Below are 25866 nucleotides of genomic sequence, written 5' to 3'. Positions count from 1 at the left end.
CGGCGCTTCGGGGCCTCCGCCCCGGACGGCCTCACCCGTGCCAGGACCGCCACAGCGCCGCGTACGCCCCGTCCGCCGCCACCAGCTCGTCATGGCTGCCCAGTTCGCTGATCCGGCCGTCCTCCACCACCGCGATCACGTCCGCGTCGTGCGCGGTGTGCAGCCGGTGCGCGATGGCCACCACCGTACGGCCCTCCAGCACCCGGGCGAGCGAACGCTCCAGGTGGCGGGCAGCCCGCGGGTCGAGGAGCGAGGTCGCCTCGTCCAGGACGAGGGTGTGCGGGTCGGCCAGCACGAGCCGGGCCAGCGCGATCTGCTGCGCCTGCGCCGGAGTCAGCGCGAAACCGCCCGAACCGACCTCCGTATCCAGCCCCTTGTCCAGCCCCTTCGCCCAGCCGTCGGCGTCCACCGCGGTCAGCGAGGCCCACAGTTCGGCGTCCTGCGCGCCCTCCCGGGCCAGCAGCAGGTTGTCCCGGAGCGAGCCGACGAAGACATGGTGCTCCTGGTTGACCAGGGCCACATGTTTCCGGACCCGCTCCGCCGTCATCCGCGACAACTCGGCCCCACCGAGCGTCACTTCGCCGGTGCGCGGGGCGTAGATCCCGGCCAGCAGCCGGCCCAGCGTCGACTTGCCCGCGCCCGAGGGGCCCACCAGGGCGAGCCGGGTGCCCGGCGCCACGTCCAGCGACACCCGGTGCAGGACGTCCACGCCCTCCCGGTAGCCGAAGCGCACCTCGTCGGCCCGCACGTCCCGGCCGTCCGGCCCGACCTCCGCGCTCCCGGCGTCCGGCTCGATGTCCCGCACGCCGACCAGCCGTGCCAACGACACCTGGGCGACCTGGAGTTCGTCGTACCAGCGCAGGATCAGCCCGATCGGGTCGACCATCATCTGGGCCAGCAGCGCCCCCGTGGTCAGCTGCCCGACCGTCAACCACCCCTCCATCACGAACCAGCCGCCGAGCAGCAGGACCGCGCCGAGGATCGTCACGTACGTGGCGTTGACCACCGGGAAGAGCACCGAGCGCAGGAACAGGGTGTACCGCTCCCACGCCGTCCACTCCGTGATGCGCCGGTCCGACAGCGCCACCCGGCGCGCGCCGAGCCGGTGGGCCTCCACGGTCCGCCCGGCGTCCACGGTCTCGGCGAGCATCGCGGCGACGGCCGCGTAACCGGCGGCCTCCGAGCGGTACGCGGAGGGCGCCCGCCGGAAATACCAGCGGCAGCCGACGATCAGCACCGGCAGCGCCACGATCACGGCCAGCGCCAGCGGGGGAGCGGTCACGGTGAGCGCGCCGACCAGCAGCCCGGCCCACACCACACCGATCGCCAGCTGCGGCACGGCCTCGCGCATCGCGTTGGCCAGCCGGTCGATGTCCGTGGTGATCCGGGAGAGCAGATCGCCCGTCCCGGCCCGCTCCAGGACACCCGGCGGCAGCCCCACCGACCGCACGAGGAAGTCCTCGCGCAGGTCGGCGAGCATCTCCTCGCCCAGCATGGCCCCGCGCAGCCGCATGGACCGGGTGAACACCGTCTGGATCACCAGCGCCAGCGCGAAGATCGCGGCCGTGCGCTCCAGATGCAGGTCGGTGACCCCGGCGGACAGGTCCTCCACCAGCCCGCCGAGCAGATACGGTCCGGCGATCGACGCGATGACCGCCACCGCGTCGGCGCCGATCAGCAGCGCGAACGCCGTGCGGTGGCGCCGCAGCAGATGCCGTACGTAACTCCGTACGGTCGAGGGGCTGCCGACGGGAAGGGTGGTGGCCGACTCCGGGGCGGCCGGGTCGTACGCCGGAGGTGCGACGCCGATCATGCCCTCTCCTCGATTTCCTGGGCGTTCTGCATGGCGTTGTTCAGGGCGGGGACCGTGACGTCGTCCGCCGCGATCTCCTCGTCGGTCTCACGGGTGACGACGGCCCGGTAGCGCGGTTCGGTGCGCAGCAGTTCGCGGTGGGTGCCCACGGCGACCACGGACCCCTCGTGGACGAGGACGACCCGGTCCGCCAGGTCCAGCAGCAGCGGGGACGAGGCGAACGCGACCGTCGTACGGCCCCGGCGCAGCGCCGCCACCCCGGCGGCGACGCGTGCCTCGGTGTGCGAGTCGACGGCGGAGGTCGGCTCGTCCAGGACCAGCGCCTCCGGATCGGTGATCAGCGACCGGGCGAGCGCGAGGCGCTGGCGCTGGCCGCCGGAGAGCGACCGGCCCCGCTCGGTGATCCGGGTCCGCATCGGGTCGCCGTCGTTGTCGGGGGAGGCCTGGGCGAGTGCGGCGAGCACATCGCCGCACTGCGCGGCCTCCAGCGCGGCCTCCGCGGTGACCAGGCCGGAGGAGGGGACGTCCAGCAGCTCCCGGAGCGTGCCGGAGAGGAGCACCGGGTCCTTGTCCTGGACCAGGACGGCGGTCCGCGCGGTCTCCAGCGGGAGTTCGTCCAGCGCCACGGCACCGAGCAGCACGGACGGGGCCCTCTCCGCGGGCTCGGCGGGGTCGTCGTCGGTCCGGGCGTGGCCGCCCAGCCGTTCGGCCAGCCGTCCCGCCTCGTCCGGGTCGCCGCAGACGACGGCGGTGAACTTCCCCTGAGGGGCCATCAGCCCGGTGGCGGGGTCGTACAGGTCGCCCGACGGCACGCCCGACGCGGTGGCCGTCAGGTCGCTGCGGCGCAGCGACAGCACCCGCACGGCACGCTGCGCGGACGGACGGGAGAAGGAGTAGGCCATCGCGATCTCTTCGAAATGGCGAAGGGGGAAAATCATGAGGGTGGCCGCACTGTAGACCGTGACCAGTTGGCCCACCTCGATCCGGCCGTCCCGGACCAGCGTCGCCCCGTACCAGATCAGGGAGATCAGCAGGAGGCCCGGCAGCAGCACCTGCACCGCCGAGATCAGCGCCCACATCCGGGCCGAGCGCACGGCCGCCCGGCGGACCTCCTGGGAGGCGCGGCGGTAGCGGCCGAGGAACAGCTGCTCGCCGCCGATGCCGCGCAGCACCCGCAGTCCCGCCACGGTGTCCGAGGCCAGCTCGGTCGCCTTGCCCGCCTTCTCGCGCTGCTCGTCGGCGCGCCGGGTGGCGGGCGGCAGCAGCGGCAGCACGGCGAGGGCCAGCACCGGCATGGCGACGGCGACCAGCACGCCGAGGGTCGGCAGGTAGACGAGCAGCCCCACGCAGACCAGGACGAGGGCGGTGGCGGCCGCCGCGAAGCGCGAGAGCGCCTCCACGAACCAGCCGATCTTCTCCACGTCCCCGGTCGACACGGCCACGACCTCACCGGCCGCGACGCGCCGCGTCAGGGCCGAGCCCAGCTCGGCGGTCTTGCGCGCCAGGAGCTGCTGCACCCGCGCGGCGGCGGTGATCCAGTTGGTCACGGCCGTCCGGTGGAGCATGGTGTCGCCCAGGCCGATCGTGATGCCCAGAAGCCCCACCAGACCGCAGGCGAGCGCCAGACCGGAGCCGGAGCGGTCCACGACGGCCTGCACGGCGAGGCCGACGCCGATCGGGAACCCGGCGATGCTCAGCTGGTGGAGCAGGCCCCAGCCGAGGGCCTTGAGCTGTCCGCCGAGCTGATTGCGCCCGAGCCAGTACAGGAAGCGTGGGCCCGACCGTACGTCGGGGGCGCCGGGATCCTTATACGGAAGATCGCGAATCTGCATGACGTCCCAGGGCTCGGTACGCGCGCGACCGCGCGGATACGGGATGACCAAACCGTGCAAGGTTCGCCTCCCGCCGCCCCTGGGGGCAACCGGTTTTCGCGGCGCTCCCGCCGCCGCGCGGGTGCCCGGTTCCGTCGCCGCCCCACCGTCCCCGCACGGGCCCGTCGGGGCCCCGGGCCGAGCCGCCCGGGACCCCGAGGTGTCAGGCGGCCGGCTGCTCCGAGTCCATGCCGGACCTGGCCTTCTGCCACGCGCCCCGGGTGAAGTCCGGTATCGGCAGCGGGGCGCCCTTGGCCTTGATGGAGAGGTGGCTGAGCGGCACGGGGGCCGTCCAGACGGCGGCGTCGTACACGTCGAAGTCGGGGACCAGGCCGAGCCGCATGCACTGCATCAGCCGGAAGACCATGATGTAGTCCATCCCGCCGTGCCCGCCCGGCGGATTGGCGTGCTCCTTCCACAGCCAGTGGTCCCACTCGGCGTACTTCTTGAAGTCGTCCCACCGGTGGTCGGTGTTCGTGGGCTCCAGATAGATCCGCTCCGGATAGTCCTCGAAGACCCCCCGGGTGCCGCCGAGGCTGTTGATCCGGGAGTACGGGTGCGGGGACGACACGTCGTGCTCCAGCCGGATCACCCGGCCCTTGGCGGTCTGTACGAGGCTGATCGTCCGGTCGGCGCCGATGTACGACTCCTTCCAGCTCGGGTCGCCCGGCGGCATGTGCTCCTTCCGGTACGCGGCGAGGCCGAGGGCGGGGGTGCCGACGCTGGTGATGGAGACGGCGCGGTCGCCCCGGTTGACGTCCATGTAGTTGGCGACGGGGCCGAACCCGTGGTTGGGGTAGAGGTCACCGCGCAGCCGGGTGTGCCAGAGCCGCCGCCACGGGCCCTCGTAGTAGTCCGGGTCGAACATCAGCTGCCGGAGATCGTGGTTGTACGCCCCCGCGCCGTGCAGCAACTCCCCGAAGAGACCGGCGTGCGCCATCCGTAGCACCCGCATCTCGTTCTTGCCGTAACAACAGTTCTCCAACTGCATGCAGTGGCGCCGGGTGCGCTCGGAGAGGTCGACGAGCTGCCACAGCTCCTCCAGGCGCATCGCGATCGGGCACTCCACGCCGACGTGCTTGCCGTTGAGCATCGCCGCCCTGGCCATCGGGAAGTGCGTCTCCCAGGGGGTGGCCACATAGACGAAGTCGATGTCCCCGCGCCGGCAGAGGTTGACGTAGTCGTCCTCGCCCTTGGCGTAGACGGCGGGGGCGGGCTGCCCCGCGGCCGTCACCTTGGCGGCGGCCCTCACCGCCTTCTCCCGGACCGGATCGCAGACCGCCACGACCCGCACACCCGGCACCGCGAGGAAGAGGCCGATCATGCTGTCGCCCCGGTTGCCGAGGCCCACGATCCCGACCCGCACGGTCGAGCGCCGCTCGAAGGGGACGTCCGTCATCGTACGGCCCTGCCGGGCGGGGACGGCTGCCACGGCCTCCACGGCCCGGACGGCTTCGGCGGCCTCCGGTGCGGCGCTCCCGGCCGCCGCCGCGGAACCCCCCGCCAGGGAACTGAGCCCGAGTCCCGCACCGGCCACGCCCGCCGTGGTCCACAGCACCGAACGGCGGCTGGGATCCTGCCGGTCCACTTCGTCGCCGGTAATCCGCGGGGGGAGGTCCCCCGGTGTCCGTCCGGGCCGGGCGTCGTCGTTCATCGAGCCTCCAGGTGGGATGTGGGGGTTCTGGACGTGCGCGAGCGGGGCCCGGTCCCCTGCGGGCGCGAGTGCGCCGGGACCGGGCCTCGGTAGGACCCTGGACGGTGAGGCCGACGGTGCGCAAGAGAGCCCCATTGGACTCCCGTACTCAAACCATGGACTTTTCTCGGGGGCAGGCGAAAGCCCCGACTGGTTCAACCAGTCGGGGCCTCCGGAGCAGTGCCCATCAGGGCTTTTCGGGGCCTCGCGGACCTCGTGTGCGCTGCGGTCCGGCGGTCGGGCGGTGGCCCGTTCCACCTCGATCAGGACGGACCGGCAGGGTGGCCGGTGGCCCGTGCCCTGCCGATCTCGCACCTGGGGTCGGCCGAGAGACAGGCGTCATACGTACGGGAGTCGGCCTCGGCCGCCTCCTGGACCGTGGCGGAACCGCCCGTCGGCATCCCCTCCGCGTTCGGTACGGCCCGCGCGCGGAGCCGGGCGATGCGGCGCGCACCGACCCGGTGGGTACGGCTCGCGCGCGGGTCCCCCCGGCGCCCGCTCTCAGCAGTGGCGCTCCGGCATCGCGTCGACCAGGGCGGAGAGCAGCCCACCGAGCACCTCGCGCTGCTCGGCGGTCAACGGCGCCAGGATCTCCTCCGCGGCGGCCCGGCGCGCGTTGCGCAGGGAACGCAGCGTGGCGCGCCCCTCGTCCGTGATCTCGATCCGCACCACCCGGCGACTGTCCGGATCGGGCGCGCGGCGGACCCGCCCGCTCGTCTCCAGGGCGTCGACCAGCGTGGTCACGGCGCGGGGGACGACGTCCAGGCGCTGGGCGAGATCGGCCATCCGGGGGGCCGCGTCGTAGCCGGCGACGGTCCGCAGCAGCCGGAACTGGGCCGGGGTGATCCCGATCGGCTCCAGCTGGCGGCTCTGAATGCGGTGCAGCCGACGCGTCAGCCGCAGCAGCTGCTCGGCGAGCATGCCGTCGGGGTCGCGGTCCCGGTCCCGCTCGGAGGCGTGGGCAGGGCGGGGTACGGGGCCGGGGGCCCGGCCTGCCGGTCCGGCCGCATCCGGCGCGTCGGCGGCCGGGGAATCTGAGGCGTCCATACGCGAACGATATCAGGACCTCGTTCATTGTGAGTATAGGTAACAATGAGCTAAGCTCTGAACGTCGGACCTGTCCGGCCGTTCCTCACGCCCCACCGAAGGAGCCCATGAAACCCGACGAACCCACCTGGACGCCCCCACCCGATGCCCGCCCGGTCTCCGACCGCGCGCCCGGTGAGGTGCGCCGCATCCTCCGCCTCTTCCACCCGTACCGCGGCCGGCTCGCCGTGGTCGGGCTGCTGGTCGGCGCCTCCTCCCTGGTGTCGGTCGCCTCCCCGTTCCTGCTGCGCGAGATCCTGGACACCGCCATCCCCCAGGGACGCACGGGACTGCTGACGCTGCTCGCGCTCGGCATGATCCTCACCGCCGTGCTGAACAGCGTCTTCGGTGTCCTGCAGACCCTGATCTCGACGACCGTGGGCCAGCGCGTCATGCACGACCTGCGCACCGCCGTCTACACCCGGCTCCAGCGGATGCCGCTCGCCTTCTTCACCCGGACCCGCACGGGCGAGGTCCAGTCCCGCATCGCCAACGACATCGGCGGTATGCAGGCGACGGTGACCTCGACCGCCACCTCGCTCGTCTCCAACCTCACCGCCGTCATCGCCACCGTCGTCGCCATGCTCGCGCTCGACTGGCGCCTCACCGTCGTCTCGCTGCTCCTGCTGCCGGTGTTCGTCGCGATCAGCCGCCGCGTCGGCCGGGAGCGGAAGCGGATCACCACCCAGCGCCAGAAGCAGATGGCCGCCATGGCCGCCACGGTGACCGAGTCCCTCTCGGTGAGCGGCATCCTCCTCGGCCGCACGATGGGCCGCTCCGACTCCCTCACCAAGGGGTTCGCCGAGGAGTCCGAGCGCCTGGTCGACCTGGAGGTGCGCTCCAGCATGGCGGGCCGCTGGCGGATGTCGGTCATCGGCATCGTCATGGCCGCCATGCCCGCCGTCATCTACTGGGTGGCCGGCCTCACGGCACAGCCCGGCTCCACCGCCGTCTCCCTGGGCACGCTGGTCGCCTTCGTCACGCTCCAGCAGGGGCTGTTCCGCCCGGCCGTCAGCCTGCTCTCCACCGGTGTGCAGATGCAGACCTCCCTCGCGCTCTTCCAGCGGATCTTCGAGTACCTGGACCTCAGGGCGGACATCACCGAGCCGGAGAACCCCGTCCGCCCGGCCCGCATCCGTGGCGAGATCGCCTTCGAGAGCGTCGACTTCAGCTATGACCGCCAGGACGGGAAGGGCGCCCCCACGCTCCGGGGCATCGACGTGACCGTGCCCGCGGGCACCAGCCTCGCCGTCGTCGGCCCCACCGGCTCCGGCAAGTCCACACTCAGCTACCTGGTCCCGCGCCTCTACGACGTCACCGGAGGCCGGGTCACGCTCGACGGGGTCGACGTCCGCGACCTGGACTTCGACACGCTGGCCCGCGCGGTCGGCGTGGTCTCCCAGGAGACCTACCTCTTCCACGCCTCCGTCGCCGACAACCTCCGCTTCGCCAAGCCGGAGGCCACCGACGAGGAGATCGAGGCCGCCGCCCGCGCCGCTCAGATCCACGACCACATCGCGTCCCTGCCCGACGGGTACGACACCCTTGTCGGGGAGCGGGGCTACCGTTTCTCGGGTGGCGAGAAGCAGCGCCTCGCCATCGCCCGCACGATCCTCCGCGACCCGCCGGTGCTGATCCTCGACGAGGCGACCAGCGCTCTCGACACCCGTACGGAACACGCCGTGCAGGGAGCGATCGACGCACTCTCCGCAGGCCGCACCACGCTCACCATCGCGCACCGCCTCTCCACCGTCCGCGACGCGGACCAGATCGTCGTCCTGGACGGCGGGCGCATAGCCGAGCGCGGCACCCACGAAGAGCTGCTCCACCGGGACGGCCGCTACGCCGCGCTGGTCCGTCGTGACTCCCACCAGGCCCGGATCCCGACCTCCTGAGGGGGTGTGACAGGCAGCCGCCTCCCCGGGTATCTCCGCCCTCGGGTCCGTACGACATGATCGCCGCGCTCGAGCGCTCACCTCGGGGGCGCACTCCCCGGCTACCGGGCCGTCGACACCGTACGACCGGTCCCCACGACCGCTCCGTACACGCAGCGGCGCCGCCGCTCCCGTGGGACGGGGAGCGACGGCGCCGGGCGGAGCGATGGTCAGACGAGCCAACCCACGAAGTGGACGATGCCGGCCAGCAGGTTGGTCAGGAAGTTCATCTGGTCTTTCTCCTTGCGCGTGATGCATGTGTGGGACGTGCGCAGTAGCGGTCTGCAGCCCGGTGACTGCGCTCTGCAATCATCGCGCCCCGGAAGGGTGAAGAGCGACGAATCCGGTGACGATCACGCGTTCCAGCGAACATCCGATCCCCTGTTCGTGTGTTCTGGTGGTGCGGTACGGCGTTCGTGTCGCCGGAGCCGACGCCGCAGCCGGGCTACCGGCCCGGGGGAGCGCACCGGGTTAACGTGCCCGCATGGTGAACGAGTCCCCGGACGCCCGTCCCCGTCGCAGACTCCGCCCGACCCGCCGCGGAAAGATCGTCCTGGTCGTCGCCGCGCTGCTCGTCGTGTCGGCCGCCGTGCTGATCCCGCTCTCCCTGCTCGGCTCCGACGAGAAGGAGAAGAAGCAGGAGCGCCCGCAGAGCACCCTGGTGATCCCGGAGGGCTGGCGCGCCTCACAGGTGTACGAAGCCGTCGACCGGGCGCTCGGCCTGAAGCCCGGCTCCACGAACAAGACCGTGGCCACGGTGGACCTGGAACTGCCCGAGCAGGCCGAGGGGAACCCTGAGGGGTACCTCTTCCCGGCCACGTACCCCATCGACTCCACCACCACCCCCACCAGTCTCCTGCGCTACATGGCGGACACCGCCCGCAAGCGGTTCGGGGCCGACCACATCACCGCCGGAGCCCAGCGCAACAACGTCACCGTCTACGAGACGGCCACCATCGCCAGCATCGTCCAGGCCGAGGCCGACACCGCATCCGACATGGGCAAGGTCGCCCGGGTCATCTACAACCGGATACTCAAGGACATGCCGCTGCAGATGGACTCCACCATCAACTACGCCCTCAAGCGCTCCACCCTGGACACCACGACCGCCGACACCCAGCTGGACAGCCCGTACAACAGCTATGTACGCAAGGGGCTGCCGCCGACGCCCATCGGCAACCCGGGGGAGGAGGCCCTGCGCGCCGCCATCACCCCGACGCCCGGCCCCTGGCTGTACTTCGTCACGGTCGCCCCCGGGGACACCCGCTTCACCGACAGCTACGACGAGCAGCAGAGGAACGTCGAGGAGTTCAACCGCAACCGCCGAGCGGCCACGGGCTGATCGCCCCGCCGGAAGCAGCCGTCACCCCGGCCCTCCTCACACCGCCGCCCCGGCCCTCTCCTCCGCACGCCGCGGGCCACCGGTCTCCGCCAGCAGCCGCAGCACCGAGCGCACGGCGGCGCGCCCGGCCCGGTTGGCGCCGATGGTGCTGGCGGACGGCCCGTACCCGACGAGGTGGACGCGTCCGTCCCGGACGGCGCGGGTGTTCTCGGCCCGGATGCCCCCGCCCGGCTCGCGCAGCTTCAGCGGGGCCAGGTGGTCCACGGCGGGCCGGAAGCCGGTCGCCCAGAGGATCGTGTCCGCCTCCACCGCGCGGCCGTCGTCCCAGGCCACCCCGGTCGGCGTGATCCGGTCGAACATCGGCAGCCGGTCCAGGACCCCCTGCTCACGGGCGCGCCGCACCGCGTCGTTGAGGGGCAGCCCGGTCACGCTCACCACGCTCTGCGGCGGCAGCCCGTTGCGTACCCGCTCGTCCACCATCGCCACGGCGGCCCGCCCCCACTCCTCGGTGAACGGCCCGTCGCGGAAGACGGGTTCGCGCCGGGTCACCCAGAAGGTCTCGGCGGCGTGCTCCGCGATCTCCATCAGGTGCTGCGTACCGGAGGCACCGCCCCCGACCACGACGACGCGCAGCCCCGCGAACTCCTCCGGCCCCGGATAGTTCGCCGTGTGCAGCTGCCGCCCCCGGAATGTCTCCTGCCCCGGGTAACGGGGCCAGAACGGCCGGTCCCAGGTGCCCGTCGCGTTGATCAGCGCGCGCGGGGCGTAGGCCCCCTCGGACGTCTCCACGAGCAGCCGCCCCCCGCTTCCCTCGCGTACGGCACGCACCTCGACGGGCCGGTGCACCCGCAGGTCGAAGCGGTCCTCGTACGCCGTGAAGTACTCACCGATCACCTCGGACGAGGGACGGCCGGGGTCCGCGCCGGTCAGCTCCATGCCGGGCAGAGCATGCATCCCGTGGACCTTGCCGTACGTCAGCGAGGGCCAGCGGAACTGCCAGGCACCGCCCGGCCGGGGCGCGTGGTCCAGGACGACGAAGTCACGGTCCGGCTCCAGACCGACGCGGCCCAGATGGTGGGCCGCGGACAGCCCCGCCTGCCCGGCGCCGATCACGACCACATCCAGCTCGCGCATCCCATGAATGTTCACGTTTCTACTAACTGGCGGGGTGCCCGGGATCTTCCCGAGCACCGCGGCCCTGCCTCGCGCGAGGAGTCGCGCGAGATGGCGGGGGGGCCGGATGCCGGACCGGACTGTCGGCCCCAGCTCCTCGGCTCGTCCACGGTTCCCGTCGACCTTCTCCTTCACCCGGTCCGGGGCCACGTCCTCGGACAAACGTCGCCATGCCGGGCGGCCGCCATCCGTGCGGCGGCCGCCGCCGTCATCACCCCGGCGGGACGCCCGCCGGGGACACCGGCCGCCCGGTGTCTCGGGCGAGCGCCACCGTGGTCAGCCGGTCGTCCTCGCACCACGTGGCGACGCGGCCGTGCGAGGAGAGCGGGGCATGGTGCTGAGCGCCGTCATCCCTTCAGGAGACGACGAGAGCGTCTCGGGGTCCGGACGTGGCATCCCGCGCCCCGGAAGGGAAGATGGAGGCATGTCCGATTCCTTTACCACCACGGTCCTGAACATCTCCACGGGCACGGCGGAGACCGTCATGGACCTGACGCGGCGGTGCGAGGAGTTCCTCTCCCGCTCGGCCTCCGGCCGCGACGGCCTCCTCAACATCTTCGTACCCCACGCCACGGCAGGCATCGCCGTTCTGGAGACGGGCGCGGGCAGCGACGACGACCTCCTGGCCGCCCTCCACCACCTGCTCCCGGCGGACGACCGCTGGCAGCACCGCCACGGCAGCCCGGGCCACGGCCGCGACCACGTACTCCCCGCCCTTGTCCCGCCCCACGCCACGCTCCCGGTGATCGGGGGGCGCCTGGAGCTGGGAACCTGGCAGTCGGTGTGCCTGGTGGACACGAACAGGGACAACCCGGACCGGAAGGTGCGGTTGTCGTTCCTCGGGGCAACGGCGGACGCTGCGGATATGTAGGCGGCAGACCAGGCCCCCCGGGGTAACCGTTCAGCGCCGGGCCCTTGCGTGAGGGGTGCGCTCCTGTCGGCTTGCCGGGTGGCCCCGGCTGCCGTGGCTCACCGGTCACGACAGCGTGAATCGGCCAGGTACTCCGGTTCCTGCCGGTGGGAGTGGCGCCTGGGGGAGAATGGCCGACGATGACCGCACCCTCTGCCACCGCCTCGGCCGGTCCGGACCCCGAGCCGGACGGATTCGGCCCCTTCGCCCACCTCACCGTGAAGAACACTCCGCTCTACCGTCAGGTGATGCGGGTGTTCCTCGTCGCCAAGGAGCGGTTCGCGGTCCATCTGCGTCCTGAGGATGTGCACGCCGGGCTGCCGGCGGACGTCCGCCCCGTCGAGCCGGAGGCCGTCGTCGTCGCGCTCGACAGGCTCGTCGTCTGGGGCAACCTGCGGGCCGACCCGGATACGGCCCGTGTGACCGCCGTCGAGGACTTCTACCGGAAGCGGTTCATCTACCAGCTCACGCGCGAGGGGGAGGCCGCCGAGGAGGCGCTGTCCGCCTACGACGAGGCACTCGGCCGCCGTGGCGCACTCCAGGCCGTCGCCCTGCACGACATCGTCACCCACCTGCGCGCCCTGCTCGTCCTGGCCGCGGAGGAGGAGCCCGACCCGGCCAAGGCACACCTGGCGCTCGACGCGCTGGCCAGCCGCTTCGCGGCTCTCGCGGACAACGCCCGCGCCTTCATGGGATCTCTCCAGCGGACCATCGACCTGCACGACGTCGAGGAGGAGACCTTCCTCGCGTACAAGGACCGGCTCATCCAGTACCTGGAGCGCTTCATCCAGGACCTGATCACGCTGGGCGGGCGCATCGCCCGGCTGATCCTGGAACTGGAGGAGGACGGAAGGGTCGAGTCCCTACTGGAGGCCGCTGCCCGGCGGGAGGCCGCCGACGCCTCACCGGAGGCGGCCGCCGACGCCGAGCGCGGGGTGTACGAGCGGTGGGCCGGGCGCTGGGAGGGGCTCGGCGCGTGGTTCGTCAGCAGGGACGGGCGCGAGTCACAGGCCCGGCTTCTGCGTGGCCGGGCGCTCGGTGCGATCCCGCAGCTCCTGGCTGTCGTACGGGCACTGAACGAGCGCCGCTCGGGGCGCTCGGACCGGTCCGCCGACTTCCGGACCCTGGCCCGCTGGTTCGCCGAGGCCCCCGACGACGACGCCCGGCACCGGCTGTGGCGGGCCGCCTTCGGGCTCTATCCTGCCCGGCACCTCACCGTCGACGCCGACACACTCGCCGCCCGCGCGGCGCGTCCTGTCCCGGCAGCCACTGCATGGGCCGAGGCGGAACCGCTGCGGATCAGCCCCCAGCTGCGCCGCACGGGGAGCTATGAGCGGCGCGGGAAGCCCCGCAAGGTCGAGGATCGGGAGGAGCGGCGGCGTGTTCTCGCCGAGACGGCCGCCAAGCAGGCCGCGGAGACCGCGGCCGCCCGCGCCCGGCTCGCCACCGACGGCGTCACGCGCCTGTCGGGCCTCGGCGAGCTCGACCCGGCATCGTTCGGGCTGTTCCTCCAACTGCTCGGAGACGCGCTGGCCATGTGGCGACCCGGTATGAGCCACACCGCGGCCACCAGCAACGACGGCTCCATGGAGATCAGGCTCACCGCGCTGACCGACGGCGCCATCGCCGAGATCCGCACACCCGGCGGAGTCTTCAGCGGCCCGGACCACCTCATCGAGATCGTCGACCTGACGGACGGAGACGACCTGACGGACGGGGACCCCGACCGATGACCGCACCACCCACCGAGGTGCTGGACGGCCAGCACGCCGCCGACCTGCGTAAAGCAGCGCGCGCCCTGCTGAAACACCCCCTCATCCTCGCGCGCGGTCGGCGCGCCGACGAGTTCCGACTCGTCCGACGGCACACGTCCGAACTGCGGGAGTGGTTCGATCGCAACACGGGCTGGTCCCTCCAGGTGGACGCCGAGGCGGCGCGGCTGCGCAAGATCCCCGGCGTCCTCGCCGACCCCACGCACCCGGCCCGGGAGGCGAGCCGGGGCGCCGCCCCCTTCACCCGTCGCCGCTACGTTCTGTTCTGCCTCGCACTCGCGGCCCTCGAACGGGGCGAGGCCCAGATCGCCCTCGGCCGCCTCGCCGGCCAGATCGTCCTCGACGCCGCCGACCCCCGACTCGCCGCCGCGGGCGTCGAGTTCGCCCTGGAGCGCCGAGACGAGCGCCTCGACCTCGCCGCCGTCGTACGGCTCCTGCTCGAACTCGGCGTGCTGCGGCGTGTCGCGGGCGAGGAGGAGGCGTACGTCAGCGGGGTCGGCGACGTCCTGTACGACGTGGAACGCCGGGTCCTGGCCGGTCTCCTCGCCACCCGGCGGGGCCCCTCCACCGTCCACGCCGAAGCTCTCGACGGCCGCCTTGCCGAACTGGTCGCCGAAACCGCCCTGGACAGCGACGAGCTGCGCTTCCGGGCCATGCGCCGCTCGCTCACCCGCCGACTGCTCGACGACCCGGTCCTCTACTACGACGACCTGACCGATGCCGAGCTCGGCTACCTCACCCGCCAGCGCGGCTTCCTCACCGCCCGGATCACCGAGCTGACGGGACTCGTCGCCGAGGTGCGGGCCGAGGGAATCGCCATGGTCGACCCCGACGACGACCTCACCGACCTCCGCATGCCCGAACAGGGCACCCACGGGCACATCACCCTGCTGCTCGCCGAGCACCTCGCCGGCGCCGACGGGCCGGTCGCCCTCGGCGCCCTGGCCCTGCGGGTGCGAGAACTGGCAGCCGAGCACGGGGGCTTCTGGTCGAAGTCCGCACGAGAGCCGGGCATGGAGAGTGAGCTCGTCGAACAGGCCGTCGCCCGGCTCACCGCCCTCGGCCTTGTCTCCCGTACCCCGCACACGGTCGTGGCCCGCCCCGCCCTCGCCCGGTACGCGGTCGGCGAGACCGTCGTCCGCGAGCCCGGCTCCGCCTCCACGCCCCCGCAGCGAAAGGCCACCTCGTGATCCGCCTCCCCACCCCGCGGCGTACCCGCTGGCAGCCCCTGCGCGTCGGGCTCGTCGACCTGTTCCACTACGACGTGGAGGAGTTCCACTTCCGGGACGGGCGCCTGCTGCTCCGAGGCAACAACGGCACCGGCAAGTCCAAAGTGCTCGCGCTGACCCTGCCGTTCCTGCTTGACGGCGACCTCGGCCCGCGCCGCGTCGAACCCGACGGCGACCCCGGCAAGCGGATGGAGTGGAACCTGCTCCTGGGAGGCGAGCATCCGCACTCCGAACGGCTCGGCTATACGTGGATCGAGTTCGGCAGGCTCGACGACACGACCGGCGAGCAGCACTTCCGTACGCTGCTGTGCGGACTCAAGGCCGTCAGCGGGAGGGGCATCGCCCGCCACTGGTACGCCGTCACCCGCCAGCGTGTCGACCACGGGTCCACCGAGCGTACGGAGAGGACCTTCCGGCTGCTCGACGCCACCGGTACGGCCCTGTCCCGGGACCGGCTCGCCGAAGCGGTCGCCGGGCACGGCATGGTGTACGACCAGGCCAAGGCGTACCGCCGCGCCGTCGACGAAGCACTCTTCGGCCTCGGAGAACAGCGGTACGCCGCCCTGGTCGACCTGCTCATCCAGCTGCGCCAGCCCCAGCTGTCCAAGCGGCCCAACGAAGCCGCCCTCTCCCGCGCCCTCACCGAGGCACTGCCGCCTATGGACCAGGCGGCCATCGCCGACGTGGCAGAGGCGTTCCGCTCCCTCGACGAGGAGAAGGACGAGCTGGCCGCCGCCTCCGCCGCGGAGCGAGCCGCCTCCGCCTTCCTGGAGCACTACCGGCGCTATGCCCGTATCGCCACCCGCCGCCGGGCACGGCTTCCGCGTGCCGAACACTCCCGCTACGAGCGCGTGCAACGGGATCTGGCCGAGGCGCAGGAACGGCGGACGCGCGCCGAGGAGAAGCGGGCCGCGGCCGGGGAGGAGATCAGCTCCCTGGCAGAGACCGCGGAACGCTTGCGAGCCCAGGACAAGGCCCTGCGCGAGGCGCCCGAGATGCGTGACGCGCGCGACCTGGAACACGCCGCGGTGGCGGTGGCACGAACGGCACGAGCGGCCGACCAGGCCCGGGGCGACCGTGAGCAGGCGGCCGCCCTCCACACCAAGGCGCTCGGGCGGCTCGGCGCCGCGGAGAACAGGCTCCGTGCCGCGCGGATCAGGGCCCAGGAAGCCTTCGCCCGGGCACAGGAGCACGCCACCGCCGCGCACGTCGCCCTGCCCCTCGACGAGCATCTGCCCGAGCCAGAACTGCGGCGCGCCGCGGAGGACTCCGCGGGCCGCGCCCAGCGCTCCCTCGCCCACGTCGAGGGCCTCCTGGAAGCGGCCGAGCGGGCCGCCGCCACACACCGCCGAGCAGCGGGCCGCCTCGACGAGGCGGAGACCGACCTCACCCTGGCCGCCGAGTCGCATGCCGAAGCGGAGGAGGGCTGCGCGCGGGCCGGACAGCTCCTCCTGGACGGAGTACGCGAGCGCGCCCGGGCCTGGACGGAGCTGGCCTTCCCCGACGGGACCGGCCTCCTCGACGAACTCCAGGAATGGACGCGCCACCTCGACGGCCCCTACCCGGCACGTCTCCACGCGGCCAGGGCGCACACCGTGCGCTCGGCGGACCTCGCCGACCAGGCGGCCGAAGCCGCTCGCAGGGACTCGGAGCTGGCAGAACTCGCCGACACGGCACGGCGGGAGCTCGCCGCGCTGGAAGTCGGCGGCGGACGCGAGCCCCAGCCTCCCGCCACCCGGACACCCGGCCTCCGGGACCAGCTGCCGGGCGCCGCGCTCTGGCGCCTGGTCGACTTCCGCGACGACCTGTCCGAACCAGAGCGCGCTGGTCTCGAAGCGGCCCTCGAAGCCTCCGGCCTCCTCGACGCCTGGGTGCTCCCCGACGGCTCCGCCCTCGCCGTGAACGGGCACGACGTCCTTCTCAGCCCGTCGACCGGTCCGGTGAGCGGCCCGTCGCTGGCCGATGTGCTGCGCCCGGCCCCGGACGACGGTGACGGGCGGTCCAGGGCCCCGGACGAAGCGACGGTGGCCGGTCTGCTCGCCGCCATCGGCCTGGACAGCGGGGGAGGGGCAGGGACCTGGGTGTCAGCGGACGGCCGCTTCCGGGTCGGCGCGCTCACCGGCACGTGGGCCAAGCCCGCCGCCGCATACATCGGCGAAGGCGCACGGGAGGCGGCGCGGAGGGCCCGCGTCGTCGCGCTCGGCGTCGAACTCGCCTCTCTGCGCGAGGAATCGGAAGCCGTCGCGGCCCGCTCCGAGGCGATCGCGGGCCGCCGCCGCACGCTCGACGCCGAACTCGCCTCCGTACCTGACGAGTCGCCGCTCACCCGGGCCCACGCGCTCGTGAGCGCCGCCGCCGACACCGTGGGCAAGGCCCGCATACGGTGCGAGGAGCGGGCGGCCGAGGCGGCCGAGGCGGCCGGGCAGGCCGAGCGGGCCGCCACCGAACTCACCGAGGCCGCCACCGACCTGGGGCTGCCCGCCGACCGGTCCGCACTCACCGCCGTACGTCATGCCCTCGGCTCCCTTGCCACCGCGCTGGCCTCCCTGTGGCCCGCCGTGCGCGAACAGGCGGAGGCGGCACGCCAGGTGGACGACGAACGCGCCGAGACGGCCGACGCGGAGCAGCGGGCCGTCGACCTCGCGCAGCGGGCCGCGGACGCGGAGCGCGAGGCGGCAGCGGCCGACGAGCGCCATCTGACCCTGCGCTCCACCGTCGGAGCGGCCGTCGCCGAACTCGAACGGCGACTCGTCGAGACCGCCGAGGCACAGCGGATCTGCGAGGCCGGCCAGAAGGCCGCCCTACGGCGTCACGCGGAGGCGGACCGGGAGGCCGGCCGTGCCGAGGGGCGGATCGAGCAGTTGGAGAAGGACCTCACGGAAGCCGTCGGCGCGCGCGCGGAGGCCATCGCCACGCTCCAGCGCTTCACCGCCACGGGCCTGGTCGCCATCGCGCTGCCCGAGCTCGTGATCCCCGCCGCGGCCGACGATCCCTGGGCCGCCACCCCGGCCATCGTGTTCGCCCGCGCCATCGAGACCGGCCTCTCCTCGGCCGACGACACGGACGCCGCCTGGGAACGCGTCCAGCGCAGGCTCAGCGAAGAACTCAAGACCCTGCAGGACACCCTGTCCCGGCACGGGCACAGCGCATCCGCGCGCATGGTCGAGGACGGCATGGTCGTCGACATCGTGTACCAGGGCCGGGAGCGGGCCGTACCCGAACTCGCCGAAGCGCTCGCCACGGAGGTGGGCGAGCTGACCCGCATCCTGTCCGCCCACGAACGGGAGATCCTCGAAACCCATCTGATCACCGAGGTCGCCGGCACCCTTCAGGAACTCATCGGTGCGGCCGAGCGTCAGGTGCGGGACATGAACTCCGAACTGGAGGACCGCCCCACCTCCACCGGTATGAGGCTCCGGCTGGTCTGGCGGCCTTCGCGCAAGGCTCCGCCCGGACTCGCCCGGGCCCGGGAGCGACTGCGCCAGTCCGCCGACGCGTGGACCGCCGAGGACCGCGCGGCGGTGGGCGAGTTCCTCCAGGCCCAGATCGCCCGTCAGCAGTCCGACGACGGGTCGGGCAGCTGGCTCGAACACCTCACCGCGGCGCTCGACTACCGGTCCTGGCACGAGTTCGGCGTCGAACGCCACCAGCACGGGCGCTGGGTCCCGGCCACGGGCCCCGCCTCCGGCGGCGAACGCGTGCTCGCCGTCTCCGTGCCCCTGTTCGCCGCCGCCTCCTCGCACTACGCCAGCGCGAGCAGTCCGGACGCCCCCCGCCTGGTCACGCTGGACGAGGCGTTCGCGGGAGTGGACGACGACTCGCGAGCCAAGTGCCTCGGCCTGCTGAGCGCCTTCGACCTCGACGTGGTGATGACCAGCGAACGGGAATGGGCCTGCTACCCCCAGGTTCCCGGCATCGCCATCGCCCAGCTGTCCCGGATCGACGACGTGGCAGCGGTCCTCGTGACCCGCTGGGAGTGGGACGGTACGAGGCGGCACCGCCGGGAGGACCCCCTACGCGGTCCGGCATCGGACGCGGCCGGTCGGGAGCCGCAGTGGAGCTGACACATGACGTGCCTGCGGCACCCGGTGCCCCATCGGAGCCGGTCGCGCACGCCACGGTCGACGTGCCGCGACTGCACCGCCTTCTCGGCGTGCCGGAACTCGGCTGGCTCGTCGAGCGGGTACGCGGCCGACTCGTGGCCGGGCACCCTCTGACAGGCGCGGTCTCGCTGGCCGCTCCCACTCCGGGGCAGCGGTCCGCGGTCGAACGGCTGCTGGCCCGCCCCCCAGGTGGTGGCCGTTCCCTCACCGTACGGCTGGAAGCGGTCGACGGCGTGCTGCGCCGGTCGGGCATCAGCCCCGACGGCCTTGCCGCCGCCGTCACGGTGCTCACCGGCCCGATCACCCCGCTCGCCCAGGCCAGGGCAGAGCAGGACGCCGCCTGGGACCGGGCGTACGCGCCCCTCGACACACTGGTCGGGGACGACCGGCCCGAACTCGCCGCCTGGGCCGCGAGAGTGCGTGCCGATGGCCTTGCCCGGCGGCTGGGCCGTACTCCCGACGCCGTGCACACCCTGCTCGCCGGGGTCCGCGCCGCGCTTCGTGTGCTGCCCGTCGAGCCCGCCGTCTCGCGGGCCGCCTTCGCCGCCCGCGTCCTCGGCTCGGCCCATGCCCTGGACGACGGCACCCCGCAGGCCACGCTCACGCTGTCCGGGATCCTCGCACTGACCGGGTTCGCGGACGGAAGCGGAGCGCAATGGCGGCGGGACGCCTGGGCATCGGCGGGTCTGCTGAAGGACGAGCTGTCATCGACGGTCCTCACCCTCAACCTGCGAGGCACTCCCGCCCTCGACTGGACGGCCGACGAGGGCGAACCCTCAGTGCTGACCCTTCGCCAACTCATCCGGAGACCGCCCTCCGTCGCCTCTCCCGTGGTACGGGTCTGCGAGAACCCGGCCGTGCTCGCCGCGGCGGCGGACGCTCTGGGCCCCGCCTGCCCGCCCCTGATCTGCCTCCAGGGCCAGCCCTCGGCCGCGGCCCTCGCGCTCCTGCGCCACCTGCACGGCAACGGCTCGGACCTCCACTACCACGGCGACTTCGACTGGGGTGGCCTTCGGATCGCCGGCACCCTGCTGCGCCGCGTCCCGTGGCACCCCTGGCGGTACACCGCCGCGGACTACCGCGCGGCTCTGGCCGCGAGCGACCCGGAACACCCGCCCGGGCCTCTCACCGGGACCCCGACCCGGGCCCTCTGGGATCCGGACCTTCCCGCCGCCCTCGCAGAAGCCGGCGTCCGCGTCGAGGAGGAGCGAGAGCTGGACCTGCTGCTGTCCGACCTGGGGGGAGGGCCCTGAACGCGGGGTCCGGATTCCGCTTCTGCATGGGGATGCCGGCAGGGCTTGCGCATACGCCCGCGCCCTCAGCGGTGGCGACGTGGGGCAGCCGGACAGGAGGCCCACCCGTCCTGCGGGGAGGCGAGCCGGTCGAGCCCGGGTGAGGGCGTCCGGCCCCGGGCGAGCGGATTCCCGGAGCCGGACGGGGGCGGAGGCGCGGCTCAGCGGTTGAAGGTCAGCCGCGGCGCCGCGTTGCGGGCCAGGGTGTGGGCCTGATCGGGCCACCAGGTGCCGGCGGGCGGGTCGACGATGCCGTACTCGGGGTCGATCGTGCCTCCCGTGTTGCGGGTGCAGCTGCCGTCGGACTCACCGGGGATCTTGATCCACAGATAGGCGTCGACGAGCGGGACACCGGTGTCGGCCGTCGGGCGCGCGCCGAGGCCGCGGCCGGGCGCGTTGCACCAGATCTCCGGGTCGCCGCTGTACTTGCCGGGCTCCGGCGTCCAGGCGCCGAGTCCGTTGCGGCTGGTGTCTATCACGAAGTGGTGCAGCGCGTCGTTCGGCGGGGCCCCCACGCTCTGGTCGAACCAGGAGTCGGTCCACCGCCAGGTGGCGGGATCGGCGGAGTCGACCGCGTTGCCCGGGGCGCCGTCGTTGGGCGCGGCGGGCGAGTAGTACTGGGTGGCGCACCAGTCGGTGTGACCACGGGCGTGCGCGGGTCCTTCGGTGGCGTACCACATGCACTTGGCTATCCAGGTGCCGTAGCGCGCGTTGTGATCGGTGGGGTGGGTGTTGGACACGTTGAGGGCGAAGCCGTCGCTGTCCTGGACCCCGGCGTCGAGCAGCCGCTGTGCCATGGCGCCCACGGGCCGCCACAGGACGTTGCCCGCGTCGAGGTAGACCGCGGTGCGGGCCTTGGACTTGATGGTCCTGACGGCGTACGCGAGGTCGGCGACGCGGGCCGCCGTGAGTTCGCCGGTCGGGTCCACGTCCGGTCCGCAGTCGCTGGGGAGGAGGGCCAGGCCGTCGGGCTCGACCACGACGACGGCCTTGCTGTCACCGATGCCGTCGGCGAAGGCGTCGATCCACTGGCGGTAGGCGGCGGAGGACGCGGCGCCGCCGCTGGAGTACTGGGTGCAGTCCCGGCCCGGCACGTTGTAGGCGACCAGGACGGGGGTCCGGTCCACCGCCCGGGCCTTGCGGGCCAGGCTCTTGACCTTGGCCCGGACCTCGGCGGGTGTGCCCTCGGTGAACCACTCGGCCTGCGGCCAGCTCGCGAGCCTGGCCATGTTCACGGCGTTCGTGAGGTCGCCCTTGCCGAGGTCGGCGAGTGCCTGCCTGGCGGCCTTGCTCTGCGGGTCCACGTAGAACCTCGTGGACGGGGTCAGCGTGTTCGCGGTGGATGCGGCCTGGGCCTGTCCCTGCGTGGCGGTGAGGGCGGCGCAGGCCGCGAGCGCCGCGAGGGCGGCGGTCGCACGGCGCCCTAGGGTGCGTTGCTTCATGGGGTCTCCTGATCGATGGGGCGGGGACGAGGGGGCCGGTGGTCCCGGGGGCCCGGCCGCGGCGGACAGCGGGCCGCGGGGGCCGGAGGTCAGTAGCCGTGGATCATCTTGTAGGCGACCTCCGGAAGGAACTGGCCGGCCGTGGAGCCGAGTCCGACCCCGCAGTTGCCGTCGGACTCGCCCGGGGTCTTGATCCACAGCAGCATCTCGGCGCCGCCGCCCAGTCTGGTGGGCGTGCCGGTGCGGCGGCCGGCCGCGTTGCACCACTCGCCGTTGGAGCCGTTGCCGTTGCGGCTGGTGTCGACGACGAACGGCTTGGTGTAACCGTAGCGGGTGGCCAGTTCGCTGTTGACGGCGTTGCCGTAGGCGGTGTTCTGGGCGGTGGTGTAGTAGTTCGAGACGTTCAGGGAGAAGCCGCGCGCCTGTCGGAGTCCGGCCCCGTGGAGGCGCTGGGCCATCGTGGCCGCGCTCACCCAGCCGGGGTTGCCGGCGTCGAGGTAGACCCAGGTGTTGGGTGCCTGGCGGTTGAACTCGGCCACGGCGCCGCCGATGAGGCCCTGGCGCTCACGGATCTGGCTCTGGTTCAGGCAGCCGTAGTCCGCGAGGGAGTCGGGTTCGAGGACGACGACGGCCGGGCGGTGGGCGATCCCGCCGGCGAACTGCGCGATCCAGCTCGCGTAGGCGGAGGCCGACGGGGCTCCGCCTCCGGAGTGCCCGCCGCACGAGTCACGGAGGAAGATGTTGTACGCGACCAGGACGGGCAGCTTGTCGTGGTGGTCCGCCGCCCCGGCGTACGCGCCCGTCGCGGTGCCGATCGTGCCGCTCCAGGAGCCGAACCAGCGGGCCATGGGGGTGTTGGCGAGGGACGCGTTGATCGAAGGCGCCCGGCCGTCACCGGGGTGGCCGGCGACCCACTTCTTCGCGCTGGAATCCGGGTCGACGTAGAACCCGCTGGTCAGGGTGGTGGGGTCAGCGGCGTGGGCGGGCGGGGCGGCGGTGAGCGCCAACGGCAGCGCGGAGAGGGCTGCGAGGAGGGCGCGGATTCTGCGGCGCATGACGGTACCTCGATTTCCTGGCGGCGGACGCGTCGCGCGCTCTCGTCCCGAGCGGTGCGACGCACTGAGGAAGTGCGGTGGTGCGAGGCCCCCGTGCGGCGGGGCATCAGTGGGGGCACCAGCATCCAGCGGACCCGCAGGAGCTCGTGGAAGCGCTCCCACTGGAAGCGGTCCCAGACGAGGAACTGTGAGGCCGAGGTGTGGCCGTATCGTGAGGTGATCCGACTGGCACTGTCAAGTGTCGCTGCATGAACAGCACTTCACAGGAGGAGGGGGAACGTTTACAGTCCTGAAACTGGAAGCGCTACCAGTGCTCCAGGCGTTCGGACAGGGATGGGGAAGGCAGGTCATGGCCCAAGGTGTTCCGCACCGGCCGTCGACGCTCGACGAGGTGGCCGAACTGGCCGGAGTCTCCAGGTCGGTGGCCTCGCGTGTGCTCAACAACGCCCCGCATGTCAGCCGTGCCAAGCGGGAGGCCGTCGAGCGGGCCGTCCATCGACTCGGGTACGTGCCGAACCCGACCGCCCGGGCGCTGGCGACCCGCCAGACCGGCGCGGCCGCTCTGGTCGTCTCGGGGGAGGATCCGTCGATCTTCGCGGACCCGTTCTTCGCGCAGGTCATCGTGGGCGCCTCGGCCGCGCTGGAGGAGGCCGAACTGCACCTGATGCTGTGTCTGGCCGCCTCCGACCGGGGGTGTCGGCGCGTGGAGCGGCTTCTGCGGTCCAAGGGGGCCGACGGGGTGATGCTGATGGCGCTGCGCGAGGACGATCCGTTGGCCCGCATGGCGGAAGAGGCGGCGATTCCCGTGGTGTTCGGCGGGCGCCCGATCGGTCTGGAGCCGCGGTGGTACGTGGACGTGGACAACCTCGGAGGAGCACGCGCGGCGACCGAGCACCTGATCTCGCTCGGCCGGACCAGGATCGCGACGATCTGCGGGCGGCTGGACACCGAGGCGGGGCGTGCCCGTCACCGCGGTTACCGGGACGCCATGCTGGCGGCCGGCCTCGAACCGCTCCCTCCGGAAGGCGGTGACTTCACCGAGCAGAGCGGCGCGGCGGCCATGGCGGCGCTGTCGGTGCGCCACCCGGACCTGGACGGAGTGTTCGCCGCCAGCGACAACATGGGGGCGGGGGCGTTGCGCGCACTGCGGGATGCCGGCCGCCGTGTCCCCGCCGACGTCGCCGTGATCGGCTTCGACGACCTGGCCGTGGCCAGGGTCTCCGATCCGCCGCTGACCACGGTGCACCAGCCCGTGGAGGGCCTCGGTCGCGAGATGGCGCGCATGCTCGTCGCGCTCATCGACGGACAGGCCCCCACCCCGCTGATCCTCCCCACGTGGCTGGTCACGCGCGCCAGCGCCTGACGGGCAGCCTCGCGACCGACCGGGTCGGCCCCCTCCGCTCCGCCGCGCCGTCGTGCGCCCCCTTCCACGGGCGCCCGTTCGCGACGCGCTCCATCCGGCCCGGCGGCCACCCGGGCGGGCCGGCAGGGGCGCCGAGCGCGGCGCGGCACTCCTGGGAGCCCGGCGGCGGTCGACCGGATCCACCACCCGGCAGATCGGCTGCTCCGCCACCACCTCGCGGCCGTCCCCCCAGCCTGCCGCCGGAATCGGTGGGCCCGGCTGCCGTCCTGTGTCTCCCCGCTCGGCGCCTTGGCGGGGGCGTACGGACACGATCGGCGTTCCGGCGCCGTCCGCGTCGGTCGCGTCCCCTGCGCCCGTCCCGGAGCGCAGTCTCCTTCGGTACGCCGTGTCCATGGCAGCGAACGCGCTCCCGGCTCCGGGCCGTACGGGGGGAACGGAACCACCCGGCGCGGGGTTGCAGGGCCCGCGCGAACTCATCGACGCCCCCCCGCCGGCCTGTGAGGAGGCCTTGCCGCGTCCCGTCTGTTAGCGCTCACAACAGTCGCCATTCTCTGCCTGGGCGGCGAGAGGTTCTCCGTATCAAAAACCGGTAACGACCGTACGAACCCTTGAGTTACCTCGCTGTTAGCGCTCACAATGTGTCGCGTTCGGCAGCTCATAGGTCGTCGGATGCCGACGCACACGCCGACCCAACCACCGCTGTGCGGCCACGCCTTCGCCGGGCCCGTCCCCTTCCGGGCTCCGCCTGGTACGACGCACGTCCCGAGAGGAACCACGACATGGCCCGCAGAGCCCTCCGCCTCATCGTCGCCGTCGCCCTGGCCGGCGGCGTACTGACCGCCTGCACCACCGAGCCCGCGGACCCCGGCACCACCGGCACCGGCAAGGGCTCCTCCGACGGCAAGCTGGTGCTCGGGTTCGCTCAGGTGGGAGCCGAGAGCGGCTGGCGCACCGCCAACACCAAGTCCGTACGCGAGGCGGCCGAGAAGGCCGGTATCACGCTGAAGTTCTCCGACGCTCAGCAGAAGCAGGAGAACCAGATCAAGGCGATCCGCACCTTCATCCAGCAGAAGGTGGACGTCATCGCCTTCTCCCCGGTGGTGGAGTCGGGCTGGGACACCGTCCTGAAAGAGGCCAAGAGCGCCGGCATCCCCGTGATCCTCACCGACCGTGCGGTCGACTCGCAGGACACCTCCCTCTACCGCACCTTCCTCGGCTCCGACTTCGTCAAGGAGGGGCAGGAGGCCGGCAAGTGGCTCGTGAAGGAGTACGAGGGGACCTCCGACCCGGTCAACATCGTCGAGCTCCAGGGCACCACCGGCTCCGCACCCGCCAACGACCGCAGGGCCGGTTTCGCCGAGGTCACCAAGGGCGACGCCAAGTTCAAGGTCGTCGCTTCCCAGACCGGCGACTTCACCCGCGCCAAGGGCAAGGAGGTCATGCAGGCCTTCCTCAAGTCCCACAAGGACATCGACGTCCTGTACGCCCACAACGACGACATGGCCCTGGGCGCCATCCAGGCCATCGAGGAGGCGGGCAGGAAGCCGGGCACCGACATCAAGGTGATCTCCGTCGACGGCATCAAGGACGCCTTCGTCGCCATGCAGGAGAAGAAGATCAACGTGGTGGTCGAGTGCAACCCGCTCCTCGGCGACCAGCTCATGGACCTCGCCAGGAAGGTCGCGGCGGGAGAGAGCGTCCCCCGACGCGTCGAGGTCGAGGAAGGCGTCTTCACCCAGGACCAGGCCGCGGCCGCGCTGCCCGGACGCCAGTACTGAGCCCTCGCCC

General features: G+C 72.8%; 16 protein-coding genes. 9 read left to right on the top strand and 7 right to left on the bottom strand.

From position 1 onward, the window contains the following. Nucleotides 1-31 precede the first annotated feature (31 nt). The 4 genes from AC0682_RS12980 to AC0682_RS12965 all read right to left on the bottom strand — a co-directional run bounded on the left by AC0682_RS12980 (nt 32) and on the right by AC0682_RS12965 (nt 6424). The gene (locus tag AC0682_RS12980; protein ID WP_478532765.1) at nt 32-1813 is read right to left on the bottom strand and encodes an ABC transporter ATP-binding protein; all 1782 of its coding nucleotides are present in this window, start codon (nt 1811-1813) and stop codon (nt 32-34) included. Next, nucleotides 1810-3645, bottom strand: coding sequence for an ABC transporter transmembrane domain-containing protein (locus AC0682_RS12975; protein ID WP_478532763.1), 1836 nt, complete (start codon nt 3643-3645; stop codon nt 1810-1812). Before AC0682_RS12975 ends, AC0682_RS12980 begins: the two co-directional genes overlap by 4 nt. A 202-nt stretch (nt 3646-3847) precedes the next feature. Continuing rightward, complete coding sequence (locus AC0682_RS12970) at nt 3848-5338, bottom strand: Gfo/Idh/MocA family protein (RefSeq protein WP_478532762.1); 1491 nt, start codon at nt 5336-5338, stop codon at nt 3848-3850. Between the two features lie 540 nt (nt 5339-5878). Further along, nucleotides 5879-6424 carry a MarR family winged helix-turn-helix transcriptional regulator gene (locus tag AC0682_RS12965; protein WP_478532760.1) on the bottom strand — a complete coding sequence of 182 codons (546 nt, stop codon included), beginning with the start codon at nt 6422-6424 and terminating at the stop codon, nt 5879-5881. A 107-nt stretch (nt 6425-6531) separates the two neighbouring features. On the opposite strand from AC0682_RS12965, the gene AC0682_RS12960 reads away from it, so the two are divergent. Together AC0682_RS12960 and mltG are read left to right on the top strand one after the other, a co-directional pair. Beyond that, nucleotides 6532-8358 (top strand): ABC transporter ATP-binding protein, encoded by a 1827-nt coding sequence (locus AC0682_RS12960; RefSeq protein WP_478532759.1) that lies wholly within the window; start codon nt 6532-6534, stop codon nt 8356-8358. 523 nt (nt 8359-8881) lie between these two features. Further along, nucleotides 8882-9739, top strand: coding sequence for an endolytic transglycosylase MltG (gene mltG, locus AC0682_RS12955; protein ID WP_478532757.1), 858 nt, complete (start codon nt 8882-8884; stop codon nt 9737-9739). Between the two features lie 36 nt (nt 9740-9775). On the opposite strand, the gene AC0682_RS12950 is transcribed toward mltG, so the two are convergent. Continuing rightward, the gene (locus AC0682_RS12950) at nt 9776-10873 is read right to left on the bottom strand and encodes an NAD(P)-binding domain-containing protein (RefSeq protein ID WP_478532756.1); all 1098 of its coding nucleotides are present in this window, start codon (nt 10871-10873) and stop codon (nt 9776-9778) included. Between the two features lie 463 nt (nt 10874-11336). On the opposite strand from AC0682_RS12950, the gene AC0682_RS12945 reads away from it, so the two are divergent. The 5 genes from AC0682_RS12945 (at nt 11337) to AC0682_RS12925 (ending at nt 20179) form a co-directional block, all read left to right on the top strand. Further along, nucleotides 11337-11783, top strand: a complete 447-nt coding sequence (locus tag AC0682_RS12945) for a secondary thiamine-phosphate synthase enzyme YjbQ (protein WP_478532755.1) — start codon at nt 11337-11339, stop codon at nt 11781-11783. A gap of 179 nt (nt 11784-11962) precedes the next feature. After that, nucleotides 11963-13555 (top strand): TIGR02677 family protein, encoded by a 1593-nt coding sequence (locus AC0682_RS12940; RefSeq protein WP_478532754.1) that lies wholly within the window; start codon nt 11963-11965, stop codon nt 13553-13555. After that, a complete protein-coding gene (locus AC0682_RS12935) occupies nt 13552-14784 on the top strand; it encodes a TIGR02678 family protein (RefSeq protein WP_478532752.1) in 1233 nt (410 codons plus the stop codon). Before AC0682_RS12940 ends, AC0682_RS12935 begins: the two co-directional genes overlap by 4 nt. Then, nucleotides 14781-18887 carry a TIGR02680 family protein gene (locus AC0682_RS12930; RefSeq protein ID WP_478532750.1) on the top strand — a complete coding sequence of 1369 codons (4107 nt, stop codon included), beginning with the start codon at nt 14781-14783 and terminating at the stop codon, nt 18885-18887. Before AC0682_RS12935 ends, AC0682_RS12930 begins: the two co-directional genes overlap by 4 nt. Further along, nucleotides 18878-20179 (top strand): TIGR02679 family protein, encoded by a 1302-nt coding sequence (locus tag AC0682_RS12925; RefSeq protein WP_478532749.1) that lies wholly within the window; start codon nt 18878-18880, stop codon nt 20177-20179. The genes AC0682_RS12930 and AC0682_RS12925 overlap by 10 nt, the downstream gene beginning before the upstream one ends. A gap of 200 nt (nt 20180-20379) precedes the next feature. Here AC0682_RS12925 and AC0682_RS12920 read toward each other — a convergent pair whose 3' ends face one another. Then, nucleotides 20380-21660: a glycoside hydrolase family 6 protein gene (locus tag AC0682_RS12920; protein WP_478532748.1), complete on the bottom strand. Its 1281-nt coding sequence runs from the start codon at nt 21658-21660 to the stop codon at nt 20380-20382. 89 nt (nt 21661-21749) lie between these two features. Then, nucleotides 21750-22715, bottom strand: coding sequence for a glycoside hydrolase family 6 protein (locus tag AC0682_RS12915; RefSeq protein WP_478532747.1), 966 nt, complete (start codon nt 22713-22715; stop codon nt 21750-21752). A gap of 349 nt (nt 22716-23064) precedes the next feature. Here AC0682_RS12915 and AC0682_RS12910 point away from each other — a divergent pair, with 349 nt between their 5' ends. Continuing rightward, the gene (locus AC0682_RS12910; protein WP_478532746.1) at nt 23065-24078 is read left to right on the top strand and encodes a LacI family DNA-binding transcriptional regulator; all 1014 of its coding nucleotides are present in this window, start codon (nt 23065-23067) and stop codon (nt 24076-24078) included. A gap of 779 nt (nt 24079-24857) precedes the next feature. Beyond that, nucleotides 24858-25856 carry an ABC transporter substrate-binding protein gene (locus AC0682_RS12905; protein WP_478532745.1) on the top strand — a complete coding sequence of 333 codons (999 nt, stop codon included), beginning with the start codon at nt 24858-24860 and terminating at the stop codon, nt 25854-25856. Nucleotides 25857-25866 lie beyond the last annotated feature (10 nt).

The sequence above is a fragment of the Streptomyces sp. NPDC043746 genome (genome assembly GCF_056436485.1).
This window is presented reverse-complemented; position numbering and strand designations above follow the sequence as displayed.